A 12,619-nucleotide genomic window follows, 5' to 3' on the forward strand; every position below is an offset into this window, starting at 1 on the left:
AAAGAAAATAGTAATTGGATCTTGTTCAACCCGCCTGGCGGCTATAATTTCGTTGTTTTCTGTACGTTATTTGTATCGATACTTTCTTTTCTGCCTATTCACCCTGTCTTGCTATTAATACTATTTTCCTTAGGGTTTATTTTCTCAGTTCCTTCCTATGTGTTTATCTTGCCACAGCTGACACTGGGTTCTGAGCTGGCCATTTTTATTTTCATCTACACCTTTGTCGGGTTTTATGTATTCAAAGGTCCAATTACTATTTTCTTTCTGATAGGTATGTTTACTCTTGGAATAAGCAATGAGATGACATATCACTTTGGGATTATTTTGACAATTGTCACCTTATTTTACCTCGTCGTGTTGATGGTTATATTCTCTTATTATTTTCCGTTTTCATCACGTCCCGAGCATATGCTTTTGGTGATGCGTGAGCGCTTTTTCCGTCATGTTAGTGGTGTGATAGCTTGTCATCAGTGTCTGTCTCCGACAATTTGGACCAGATGGAAACTGAGGTGGCACCTCGTCACGATGAAAGTGACAATGAAAAAGCTTCAAATATGGGGAAGCAAGGTAAATACAGCCCATTATGAACTATCACCTGATAAAATCGCTGACTTCAGTCGCCAATGTGAATTGCTTTGTCACCATCTCATTAGCCTGACAAAGGCGGAGCCGAGGCTGAGAAGCAACAAGCTGGTGGTGAAAGCTCGAACGGCTTATAAGGATAAAGTGATCCCCGAATTGGCTAGGCAGCTAGCCAGTCTGAATGTCTCTAAATTAATTCAAACTGATAAAGACACGCCAATATTGAATGCAAGTGAAAACTATAAGGCGCTTGAAAAACAACTGGATGGTTTTTTTGAAACACTAGAATTATCCGATTATTCAAAATCAGACATCGCCGGTTTTTATATCTTCCTAAACTTGAAAAAAAATATATTTGATTCGTTGGTTCAATCTAAAGCTACCAGTGACGCTATTCACTGGCAGCAATTAACACAAAGCCGATTCTAGGGGGAGCAGTGCTAAAAGTTTCCAACGCTTTTGTAGCTATGTTCTCTATTAGCGTACTGATGGCCTGTAGTGTTTCAGGACCTGATTTTGATGGTGTGGAAAAAGTGGCGTTACCCGAAAACTGGACAGGGCAAGAGACCTGGGCAGGACCCGACAGTAAGGTGAATGAGAACGTGCTAAGTGGTTGGCAAACAGCGCGCTGGTGGATGCAGTTTGATGATCCGGTGCTGGATAAACTGGTAGAGAAAGCAGCGCTTCAGAACCTGGACTTGGAGTCGGCAGGACTTCGGATTGTTCAGGCCCGCGCAGCACAGGGGGTTGCTGATTCATTCCGTTATCCTCAGCGGCAAACGGTATCTGGCAGTCTGGCCAAGATCTATCAGAATGAAAATACTTTCGATAATGCTAGCTTGAGTTTTGATGCCGGTTGGGAGCTGGATGTCTGGGGAAAATATGCTAGAAGCATCGAGTCTGCCGAGGCGAGCCTTTATGCCTCTGTGGCTTCCTACCACGATATCTTGGTGAGTATAACTGCGGAAGTTGCCAGAAATTATGTGAATTATCGGACGTTTCAGGAAAGGGTTCTGCTCTCAGAACGTAATATTGAGATTCAGGAGCGGGTTGTCAAAATCACTGAAGTGCAGTTTGACTCAGGTAACGTGACTGAGCTGGATGTCCAGCAAGCCAGAACCCAGCTTTATAACACTAAATCAGCGCTTCCGGGATTGAAAATCGGGATGATACAGTCGCGAAACGCTTTGGCGGTTTTGTTGGGAGTGTTACCCGATGAGGTTGAGCAGTTGCTGGCGTCCACAGCCATTGATGCCAAGATCAAAGCGTTTGACGACAAATATGGTGCCAGTCGTTCTAGCCAAAAGTTGATAGGTTACGATCAGTACTCCCTGATCCCGCGCCCGCCTGCTGTTAGGACGGTTGTTGATGCCTCGTTGGTTCTTCGCCGCCCCGATTTGCAAGTTGCTGAATTTCAGGCCCATGCCCGTAGTGCCCAAATCGGTGTTGCCGAAACTGAGCTTTATCCCAAATTCTCGTTGTTTGGGGCGATAGGTATCAATAGCACAGTTAAGGCCGGTAACGACTTTAGCTTCAGTGATTCGCTGACGCTGTCGCTTGGCCCGGCTTTCTCCTGGAACATTTTTCAATATGGCCGGGTAGAAAATAACATTCGCCTCGAGGATGCCCGGTTTCAGGAATCATTGACCAACTATAACAAGCGTGTGTTGCAGGCTGTTCAGGAAGTGAGTAATGCCCTCGAGGCCTATCAGCTCAATAAGCAGCAGAAGTCCCTGGCATTTAGCTCGGTTAATGCCTCTGTCAGGGCGTTCAATATCTCATTGACTCAGTACGAAAATGGCCAGATCACGTTTGAGCGCCTGCTGAACTCGGTCGAAAAAATGACCCGTAGCGAAGATGCCTACGCCCAGATAAAGGGAAGTGTCGCCAACCAGGTTGTTGCGCTCTATAAATCGTTGGGGGGAGGATGGGAGGCAAATTCGGGGAGACCGTACCTACAGGCTGAGCTTGTTGAACAAATGGAGGCGAGGACTGATTGGGGAGACATGCTTGCCAGCCCTATGCTGCCTTCTCTGACACCGACTCCGGAGATACAGGCCGACATCCCTTTCTCTGATAGGAAAAGTGCTGAACCGGCGACGAGCCAAGGAGGACCATGATGGAGATGCCTCATGAGCTGGCCGTCGGAGATGTGTATTTCTCACCGCTATTACTGGTGGTTATTTATGCCGTGATTGCGACGTGGGTGACAGTTGCGGTTTTGAATAAGACGCGCTTGTCCCGGCTGATAGTCTTCCCGTCGGTGACATTCCTGGCGATCACATTGCTTTACGTAGTGGCTATTGATGCTTTCTACCTGAGATTTTAGGGGTGAATATGAAGACGATAAAGAAGCTGATCGTTATCGCACTGAACATCCTGATCATCGGGGGAGCGCTGTATTTTGGCTATCAGAAGTATGAAGAATACTTTACCAATCCCTGGACCCGAAATGGCCAGGTTCGGGCGAATGTCATCAAAGTGGCCCCAAGGGTGTCAGGTCCTGTTGTTTACGTGGCGGTGCGTGACAATCAGCGAGTCCGAAAAGGGGACTTACTGTTTCAGATTGATCCCAGTACCTATGAGGTTGCCCTTTCCCAAGCCGAAGTGTCACTGGAGCGGGCGATTGTAAGCTCTCGGGGTAAAAAGATTGAGTATGACCGCCTGCTGGATATCCGAAAGCGGGATCGGGGAGCCGTTTCCCATAAGGATCTTGTTCGCCGCCAGATTGCGTATGAAGAGTCACTGCTGCAAATCAAGGTCTCGGAGCAGCAACTCAATGCGGCAAAACTGAACATGGCATTTACACAGGTTTTTGCCTCTGTCGATGGCTATGTGTCCAACCTTGATATCAAAGAAGGCACCCAGGCGGTTGCTAATCAGCCTTTGATAGCGCTTGTCGATGTTAACAGTTTCTGGGTCTTCGGTTATTTCCGGGAGAGTCAGTTGGAGAATATACGCATTGGCAATACTGCCAAAGTGACGTTAATGGCTTACCCGGAGCAACCGATCGAAGCCGTGGTTGATTCGCTGGGCTGGGGGATCGCTCCGAAAGATGGCAGCGTAGGCTACAACTTGTTACCGAATGTGAATCCGGTTTTTCAATGGATCCGACTGGCGCAGAGGATTCCGGTTCGTATTTCGCTCAGACAACTGCCGGAAGGTGTTGATCTGAGGTTTGGGCTGACGGCGTCCATCATGGTGATGAACGAGCAGGAGCCGAAATAGCTGCTCGAAGCGCAAATATCATGGGTGAAACTGCGAAGGGGAGGCGGAATGGGTAAAAGAATAAGTGAAAAGAATAACTTCTATTACCTGACAATATCGTTGGTGATTTTGCTCGTCAGTTCCTCGCTGGAACAGGCGTTGAAGATTGGTTTTCTGGATGCTGTCCTGCAGGGAGTGACGATACTTAACTTCGTTGTCTGCCTGGTCAGCCTGCGCTTTGACAAGAACTGGTACCGGTTTCTCCTGACAATCGCTATCTGCTGGGGAATCGTGTCGGTCACCAAGGCTGTCTTCCCCGTGCCTATGATGGATGTGGTGATACTGACGTTAATGTTTGTTTTTTTTGGCGGCACTTTCAAATCGATTGTTCGCCAAATATTGTTCACCGGCAGTATTGATTCGAACAAAGTGGTTGGCTCATTGGCTCTGTTTTTGTTGCTGGGGCTCATGTGGGCCATTGTCTACCTGGTCATTCTCGAGTTTTCTGCTGAAGCGTTCACAGGAATGGTTCAGCTGCCTTGGGGAGAGAATTTCTCCAATGCCGCCTATTTCAGTTTTGTCACGCTGACAACCTTGGGGTATGGCGATATCAGCCCGATTTCACCGGTTGCACAGGTTATCGTCTATTTGGAAGCGATAGCGGGTGTCTTCTATATGGCCATCGTTGTGGCCAGTCTGGTTGGCGCAAGCCAAAGTAATCAGGAAAAGAACGATGGATAAACAAATTGAAAAGCATCAAAGCCGTGTATTTGTAAACAATATGGTCGAATCCGCGATTCGGATTGGTTTGTTGTTTGTATTGCTTATCTGGACTTACGACATTATCAAACCTTTCATTATCCCGGTTCTGTGGGGCGCGATCATCGCGGTTGCATTAATGCCGCTGACAATCAAGCTCGCCAATGCGTTAAATGGTAAGCGCGGGATGGCAGCCACCATATTGGCCTTGCTGGGAGTGGCCTTGCTTGTAACGCCTTTGGTGATGGTTTCAGGTTCTGTCTACGATGGAATTGCGCGGCTGACAGAGGCGCTACAACAGGGGAGTGTGAAAATTCCCGGTCCGACACAGCGGGTCGCGGAGCTGCCGTTAATCGGTGAGCAGCTCTATGATGTCTGGGCACTGTTTGCCTCTAACATGGAGGCGGCGGTCGCTCGATACAGCGAGGAAATCAAGGCGTCAGTGGCCGCTGTTGCCGGATTTTTGGGCAGTAGTCTCGCAACTATTGTGATGTTTATTATCTCGTTGCTCATTGCCGCAGGTTTCATGGCCCATGCGGAGTCGATGTCTAAAGCGGTTCAGACTGTTGCTGTGCGTATAGTGGGTAAACATGGCGAAGAGTGGGCAAACCTGACGGCAGCGACCGTTCGTAGCGTGCTATTGGGGGTGGTTGGTGTTGCCTTCATTCAGTCTATATTGGTGGGCTCGGCGTTTTTTGTCTTTGGTGTGCCTGCTGCGCCATTGCTGACATTCATCGTATTTGTTTTTGGTATTGCCCAGCTTCCTGCCACCTTGGTGGTGTTGCCCGTGATTCTTTATGTCTTTTCGGTTCAGGATACAACCCCGGCAACCATCTTTACTATTTGGGTTCTGATAGCGGGATTATCCGATAACTTTCTCAAGCCGCTGCTGATGGGACGTGGTGTGTCGATTCCTATGCCGGTGATTTTGTTTGGTGCTATCGGCGGGATGATTTCGGCAGGCATTATCGGCTTGTTCCTGGGGGCGGTAATTCTGGCTATCTGGTATGAACTATTTACGACCTGGTTAAAGCTGGATCAGGAAACAGTCTCAGAACCTGCTGAGCCTGAGTTGGAGCAAAAAGCGCAATCAGAAAATAACTAATCTGATTCATGACACCTTGATTGTTGATCGCCCTGATTGCTGAAATAGAGCGATAAGGGCTTAAAGTGCTCACTTTAGGCCCTTTGTGTTACTGATTGAGTAATGTATAGCCAGCTACTTCCACCTATTGGCGGCTTATGTATTGGATGACAAGAAAGTTTGAATAATTGCTCTATACTGAATCAGGAGCGGCGTTGAGGATTGACGTCAACCAGAAGTCATTAAAGCAAAAGGATGTGAAAACGATGGGGTCAATATTCGATAAAGCCAGGCGAGTAATCAATAAACTAGAAGGCCTAACCAATACCTATACGCTACCTAAAGTTAAAGACAACGAAGCAATCACCAGCGAGTCGCTGACTGAACAGTCTGAAGGGCTGGAAAATAAAACCGTCTTTATTAGTGGTGGTTCTCGAGGGATCGGCTTTGCCATTGCTAAACGTTGTGCCGAGGCAGGAGCTACGGTGATTATCGCGGCGAAAACAACGGAACCCCATCCTAAACTACCGGGCACCATTTATACGGCAGCGGACGAGATTAATCAGATCGGAAAAGGTAAGGCCATTCCCGTTGTATTAGATATTCGTGATGAGGAGGCAATTAATCAGGCAGTAGAACAAGCGTGTGAGCAAACATCAGGGATCGATATTGTCATAAATAATGCCAGCGCCATACATCTGGAAAATACCGAAAATACCCCGAGCAAAAAGTTTGATTTGATGTTTTCCATCAATGTACGTGGCACCTATTTACTGACTCAGGCATGTTTGCCTTACCTAAAAAAATCAACTAATCCGCATATTTTGACTCTGTCACCGCCAATTAACCTTCAGCCCAAGTGGTTCAAAAACTATGGCGCCTATACTTCATCAAAATACGCCATGTCGATGATGGCGATGACGTTTGCCGAAGAGTTCAAAGCCTATGATATTGCCTCGAACTCCCTGTGGCCGAAAACGGCCATTGCCACCTCTGCGATACTGAATATGGCGGGCGGAAAACTGCTTGGGAAGCGCTCACGCCAGCCGGAGATAATGGCCGATGCCTGCTATGAAATCATTACCCGGGATGCTAAGCAGTGTACAGGAAACTTCTTTGTAGACGAAGAGGTGCTCAGGCATCAAGGTGTGACCGATTTTACTCATTACGCCTGTCAGCCGGGAGCAAGCCTGCAACGGGATCTATTTTTAGATTAATAGCTGTCATCTGAGATGAAATTTCTCGCAAAATCCAGCGCTCGGAAGCCACTTGCATGTCAAAATAAAGCTATGATATTCAATGAGATCATAGCTTCGTTCATCTGTGGTTCAAACAAATGCAGGTATATCGGAGTAGGTACATTGGTGTCAAAGCGAGGACATACCCGAAGTAATGAATCATTTTTTGAGGCAAATCTACCGTTATATCAATCCGATGGTAAACCCGGATCTGGAGCCTGCCGCTTCCCGCTGGCAGTCGCAGTTACCGACTGTCTGGTTGCTGGGCAAAACAGGGGCAGGGAAGTCATCGCTGGTTCAGGCTATAACCAATAACTCGGCTATTGAAGTTGGGAATGGTTTCCAGCCTTGCACCCGTGCATCTGCCATCTATCGCTATCCAGAAACTAATCCGCTGCTGGCCTTTCTCGATACCCGCGGGTTGGCTGAAGCCAGCTATGATCCTGCCGAAGATATTGCCGCCTGCCAGCATCAAAGCCATGCACTACTAATCGTTATGAAAGCTGAAGAGCCTGAACAAAGTGATGTGCTGGCAGCACTGCGAAAGATAAAAAACTCAGGTGAAATAAAACAGTTGCTGGTTGTTCATACCGGAATTATGTCTCTGTCAGCCCCTGATGAGCGTGAACGGGCTATTCGTTACAACCAGTCCCAGGTTGAAGCCGTTTGGCAGGAAAGCCTGAGTTCGGTCAAGATAGATTTTTCGCCTGATGATGAGCAGCCAGTCGGACTGGATGCATTGAGAGCCGCGTTGGCTGAGATGTTGCCGATCCTCTATTTATTGGTTGATGAAAAGGCCCATCAAAGCCGTGAAGAAGCTAACTTTAACCAGTTAAAACGTGAAGTTATGTGGTATGCGGGAATTGCTGGGGCCAGCGATGCGCTTCCTGCTGTTGGTCTTGTCTCCGTCCCGGCCATCCAGGGCAAAATGCTGCACAGTCTTGCCAGCCAGTATGGCATTGAGTGGGACAAAAAACGATTTAGCGAGTTTGCCGGCCTCCTTGGTACCAGCTTTGTGGTGCAATATCTGTCTAAACTCGGACTTCGACAAGTGGTTAAGTTCATCCCGGTGTATGGACAAACGGTCGGCAGTGCCACCGCAGCAGCATTGAGCGTTGCTTCAACCTATGGCATTGGCCGAGCTGCATGCAAATACCTTTATTCAATCAGCAGAGGGGAGCCTGCCTCCGAAGCGGAAATCAGACAAGTGTTGCAAGAAGCGCTCAATACGGTGAAGGAGTTGCATGAAAAGAACTCGAAATAGTCTTGGAGCGCTGTCGCAGATCTCAAGCGGGACAGTTCCGCTGCTTATTGCCTCGGTGTTTGTTCCTGTCTTGATATTGGCAGGTATTGGCGTTGTCAGCCTTATCCAGGATGGCCGCTGGTTGCTTTTTGCAGTTCTGGTCGCAATATCATCCGTGGCAGTCATTATTCCTTATGTTTTATTAAGGAATCTCCGTAAAGCTGATGAGCAGACACTGGAGAGCATACCTGAATACGATGTTGAACCATCCGGTAAGTGGAGTGAGTTTGATACCGAAACATGGCAAGCCCTCAATCAGCGCATCGATGTGCTGTTGGGCTCAAATGCCGAGTGGGATAGTCTTCGCGATCATGCGCTGGTGCTGGTAAACGAGACCGCTCAGCACTACCATCCGGATAAACCGTCCAAAGAGCTCGCCTTTACAGCGCCGGAATTTTTGTTGATGGTTGAGGAAGTCAGCCACCGCTACCGTCATTTCCTGCTCAATCATGTGCCTTTTGCAGAGAAGATCCGAATCACCACAATAAAGCAGGGTTACCAGCAGAAAGACAAACTTGGTATAGCCAAGCAAGTTTACGATATCTATCGTGTTTTCAGGGCTATGACTCCGGCTGGCCTGGTTGCCGAGGCGAGAGGCCAGATCCTTGGCCGCATTTTTGACGAGGTTAGTGATGAGGTTCAGGCCAAGTTAAAACGGGTGTTGCTTCAGGAAGTCGTTTCAGTGGCGATTGATTTATATAGCGGTCGCTTTGCGGCAAAAGACAGTGAACTAGGCGCAAGTTCGATTCAGTCATCTGATCAAGAACAAGTTGCTGTTGATATTGAACCACTTCGGGTAGCCGTTATCGGGCAGGTCAGCGCGGGTAAGTCGTCGTTGATCAATGCCATTGTCGGTCACATGGTGGCTGAAGTGAGTGCACTGCCTTCTACAGACCGTTTGACAATCCATCGTTGTGAGGTTGACGGTGTTGACTGGATCCATTTGGCTGACTTGCCGGGAATTGACGGTACGTCGGAAACGGATGCGTTGCTGGTTGAACAGATTGCCAATAGTGATTTGGTATTTTGGGTCTTGAAAGCCAATCAGTCTGCCAGACAGCTAGACATCGTGTTAAGACAGAAAGTTGATGCGTTCTACAGTGGTGAGACACAGCGTAATAGAAAACGGCCAAAGATACTGGCTCTGCTTAATCAGGTAGATAGACTGAAGCCGGTCAATGAATGGCATCCGCCGTATGATTTAACCAACCCGAACTCGAACTCGGTTAAGGGGCAGACGATTAAAGCGGCATTGGCATATAACCAGCAGCAATTAGCCCCTGACGAGATTATTCCTGTGGCTGTCTGCAACGACAAAGAAAACTATAACATTGAACAAATTGCAGAGTTGCTGCTGTTTAATTATGAAAACGGGATAAATACTCAGCTTAACAGGCGACGCTTGGAGCATAAAAAAATCAACTTTGCCGATCAGGTGAAGCGCTTATATCGGTTGGGGGAGAAAGCTTTTCGTGCAAGCAGTAACTAATTATATGCCTACCTGTATTCTGCCATCGACGACTCTGACCGGGTAGGCTTCAATATCTTCAAAAGCCGGGGCACACAGCACTTCCCCGGTTTTCAGGCAAAAGCGGGCGCCATGGCGGGGGCAGGTTATCTCCCTACCACTGATTTCGCCTTCGCTAAGATCGCCGCCGTCATGGCTACAGGCATTTTCCACCGCGTAGTATTGATTATCTATGTTGACCAGGAGAAGCTCGATGCCCTCTAGCACGATCAGAGTATGTTGACCCTCTGCTAGCTCTTTTGCTGACATTACGTCTGTCCAGGTAGTCATTGTTTATAGCATTCCCAGTTGTAGTTTGGCTGCCTCTGACATCATTTCCCGGCTCCATGGTGGGTCAAAGACAAGTTTTACGTCGACAAGGTCGATACCTGGGAGGGCAAGCACCTTTTGCTGGATATCGTCGGCGAGGACTTGCCCCATACCACAGCCTGCAGCGGTTAGCGTCATGGTGATACGGATCATCTTTCGACCATCAAGCAATGTGTCGCAACTTAAGTGATAAATGAGCCCTAAATCGACGATATTAATCGGTATTTCCGGGTCATAGCAGGTTCCTAGCTGAGCCATAACCTGATCGAAGACCTCATCGGTATTATTGTCACTGGTTATTGTCGACGGCTCAGGCTGAGATTGTGCTTTGCCGAGGGCATCTGCATCTTTTCCTGCAATGCGAAGTAATCGTCCGAGGTCATTAACGGTAAAGGTATCGCCCAAAGCCTGGGTGATCTGCACTTCGCTGCCCTTTGCCAAGGTAACCGGTATACCAGAGGGTATCGCGATGGCAGGGCAATCACGTAATACTGTTACCTTTTCAACGTTTGGATGCATGGCAATCGCTTCCTTAATTAAGCTTCAGTATTTTTATTACTCTGTTGAGACGACACCCTTGGATTGTTCGTCGGGTGCCAGTCCGGCTTTCAGGGCATGCCAGGCGAGGGTCGCGCACTTTATTCGGCCGGGAAATTCCCTGACACCTCCCAAGACTGTCAGCTTACCCAGATTTTCCTCTTGGGAGGCAGGTAACTCAGGTTCAGTCAGATAGCGATGAAAACTTGAAAATAAGTGCTCTGCCTGAGTTACCGTTTTGCCTTTTAATTGCTCCGTCATCAAAGAGGCTGATGCGATGGAAATCGCGCACCCTGTCCCTTCAAAGCTGGCATCGAGTACTTTGTCATCTTTGACTCTGAGATAAAGTATAAGGCGATCCCCACATAGCGGGTTGTATCCCTCCTGACAATGCGTAGGGTTGCTGAGCTTCTGAAAGTTACGCGGATGACGACCATGATCTATGATGAGTTCCTGGTATAGCTCGCGCAGTTCTTGGTTCATATGCGTAACCCCATTCCGAAATCAGCCAAAAATAATCAGCACTTCTTTCATTGCCTTGATCAGCCGATCAATATCTTCTTTGGTGTTATAGAAAGCCAGTGATACCCGTGCAGTTGCAGGGACCCGGAACCGTTCCATGAGTGGCATCGCGCAATGGTGTCCGGCACGGATGGCAATGCCTTCCCGATCGAGAATCGAACTGATGTCGTGGGGGTGAGCAGCATCGAGAACAAAAGAAATGATACTGGCTTTGTGCTTTGCCGTACCGATAATGCGCAGCCCTTTAACGGTAAGCAGCTCCTGAGTGGCATATTCCAGCAATGGTTGTTCATGGTGGGCAATGTTATCTAACCCAAGAGAGTCAATATAATCGAGTGCTGCACCTAGCCCTATCGCTCCGGCGATATTCGGTGTACCGGCTTCAAACTTGTAGGGCAGACTATTGTACTGGGTGTTCTCAAAGCTGACTTGGCTGATCATGTCACCGCCGCCTTGATAGGGCGGCATTGCATCCAGAATAGCTTGCTTGCCGTACAAGACGCCTATACCTGTAGGGCCATAGGTTTTGTGTCCGGAGAAGGCGTAGAAGTCACAATCTAATGCTTGCACGTTAACTTCAAGGTGAGGCACGGCCTGAGCGCCGTCGAGCAATACCGGGATTCTCTGGGCATGTGCCATGGCGATCATTTCTTTAACTGGCAGGATGGTTCCGAGTGCATTGGACATGTGGGTAATTGCAACCAGTTGAGTGCGATTGGTCAGCCGCTGTTTATAGTCATCAAGGTTTATCTCGCCAGAATCCGAAATGGGAATAATCGTCAGTTTGGCTCCCGTTTGCTGGCAGGCTATTTGCCAGGGGACAATATTTGAGTGGTGCTCCATGACACTTATCAATATTTCACTGTCGTGAGTTAATCTCGGGCGGGCATAACATTGCGCCACCAGGTTGATGGCCTCAGTGGTACCGCGAACAAAAATAATCTCTTCGCGGTGGGTGGCGTGTAAAAAACTCTGAACTTTGTTCCTACTTGCTTCGTAACGCTCGGTCGCTCGTTCGCTCAAGGCATAGACGCCGCGGTGGACATTGGCATTATCCTGACGGTAAAACTGCTCGATTGTCTCAATTACTACATTCGGCTTTTGTGAGGTTGCGGCATTATCCAGATAGACCAGTGATTTGCCATAAACCTGTTGTTTGAGCAATGGAAAGTCATTTCGAACCGCATACCAGTCAACGTCGTTGATTGAGGACGAGGCTGATATTGTGGTTGCCGAAGTGAGCTGATCGCGAGTTGGCAATGAGCGGCTGATGGTCATGGTCGTTGCTCCTGTACCTGTCCGCTCAGCGTTTGACGTATTAGACGGTTCAGCTGAGCACGAAGTGGAGGTTCGATAAACTCCCGTACAGAGAGGGGGGCGACTGTTTGGAGAATGTCGCTGATAAAAGCTGTGATAAGAAGTGACTGAGCATCTTCTTTTGTGACCCCTCGGGATTGCAGGTAAAAAAGCGCGGCAGGATCGAGCTGGCCTACAGTAGCCCCGTGGCTGCATTTGACGTCATCGGCATAAATCTGCAGTTCAGGTTT

Annotated in this window: 13 protein-coding genes and 1 pseudogene; 9 read left to right on the forward strand and 5 right to left on the reverse strand. The window is 48.3% G+C overall.

Annotated elements, in window-relative coordinates; genetic code table 11:
- From MHN01_RS06135 to MHN01_RS06175, 9 genes and pseudogenes are all read left to right on the forward strand, one after another.
- Positions 1–1,014: pseudogene (locus tag MHN01_RS06135) on the forward strand (FUSC family protein); the annotation flags it as partial.
- Between the two features lie 59 nt (positions 1,015–1,073).
- Positions 1,074–2,705: a TolC family protein gene (locus tag MHN01_RS06140; protein ID WP_370646439.1), complete on the forward strand. Its 1,632-nt coding sequence runs from the start codon at positions 1,074–1,076 to the stop codon at positions 2,703–2,705.
- A 5-nt stretch (positions 2,706–2,710) separates the two neighbouring features.
- Positions 2,711–2,914, forward strand: coding sequence for a DUF1656 domain-containing protein (locus tag MHN01_RS06145; protein ID WP_239410525.1), 204 nt, complete (start codon positions 2,711–2,713; stop codon positions 2,912–2,914).
- Positions 2,915–2,931: 17 nt separating this feature from the next.
- A complete protein-coding gene (locus MHN01_RS06150) occupies positions 2,932–3,813 on the forward strand; it encodes an HlyD family secretion protein (RefSeq protein WP_239410526.1) in 882 nt (293 codons plus the stop codon).
- A 48-nt stretch (positions 3,814–3,861) separates the two neighbouring features.
- The gene (locus MHN01_RS06155; RefSeq protein WP_239410514.1) at positions 3,862–4,533 is read left to right on the forward strand and encodes a potassium channel family protein; all 672 of its coding nucleotides are present in this window, start codon (positions 3,862–3,864) and stop codon (positions 4,531–4,533) included.
- Positions 4,526–5,656, forward strand: coding sequence for an AI-2E family transporter (locus tag MHN01_RS06160; protein ID WP_239410515.1), 1,131 nt, complete (start codon positions 4,526–4,528; stop codon positions 5,654–5,656). Before MHN01_RS06155 ends, MHN01_RS06160 begins: the two co-directional genes overlap by 8 nt.
- 245 nt (positions 5,657–5,901) lie before the next feature.
- Positions 5,902–6,852: an NAD(P)-dependent oxidoreductase gene (locus MHN01_RS06165; protein ID WP_239410516.1), complete on the forward strand. Its 951-nt coding sequence runs from the start codon at positions 5,902–5,904 to the stop codon at positions 6,850–6,852.
- Positions 6,853–7,027: 175 nt separating this feature from the next.
- Entirely contained in the window at positions 7,028–8,137 is a 1,110-nt protein-coding gene (locus MHN01_RS06170) for a YcjF family protein (RefSeq protein ID WP_239410517.1), read from the forward strand.
- Complete coding sequence (locus MHN01_RS06175; RefSeq protein ID WP_239410518.1) at positions 8,118–9,665, forward strand: GTPase family protein; 1,548 nt, start codon at positions 8,118–8,120, stop codon at positions 9,663–9,665. The genes MHN01_RS06170 and MHN01_RS06175 overlap by 20 nt, the downstream gene beginning before the upstream one ends.
- Here MHN01_RS06175 and MHN01_RS06180 read toward each other — a convergent pair whose 3' ends face one another.
- From MHN01_RS06180 to MHN01_RS06200, 5 genes are all read right to left on the reverse strand, one after another.
- Entirely contained in the window at positions 9,666–9,974 is a 309-nt protein-coding gene (locus tag MHN01_RS06180; RefSeq protein WP_239410519.1) for a non-heme iron oxygenase ferredoxin subunit, read from the reverse strand.
- Between the two features lie 3 nt (positions 9,975–9,977).
- Complete coding sequence (gene sufT, locus MHN01_RS06185; RefSeq protein ID WP_239410520.1) at positions 9,978–10,532, reverse strand: putative Fe-S cluster assembly protein SufT; 555 nt, start codon at positions 10,530–10,532, stop codon at positions 9,978–9,980.
- A 36-nt stretch (positions 10,533–10,568) separates the two neighbouring features.
- On the reverse strand, positions 10,569–11,033 hold the full coding sequence (gene sufU, locus MHN01_RS06190; protein ID WP_239410521.1) for a Fe-S cluster assembly sulfur transfer protein SufU: 465 nt from the start codon (positions 11,031–11,033) through the stop codon (positions 10,569–10,571).
- Between the two features lie 21 nt (positions 11,034–11,054).
- Entirely contained in the window at positions 11,055–12,350 is a 1,296-nt protein-coding gene (locus MHN01_RS06195; protein WP_239410522.1) for a cysteine desulfurase, read from the reverse strand.
- The coding region (locus tag MHN01_RS06200) for a SufD family Fe-S cluster assembly protein (protein ID WP_239410523.1) at positions 12,347–12,619 on the reverse strand (273 nt) is incomplete at its 5' end. The genes MHN01_RS06200 and MHN01_RS06195, both read right to left, overlap by 4 nt.

Source organism: Photobacterium sp. OFAV2-7 (genome assembly GCF_022347985.1).
Taxonomy (GTDB): Bacteria; Pseudomonadota; Gammaproteobacteria; order Enterobacterales; family Vibrionaceae; genus Photobacterium.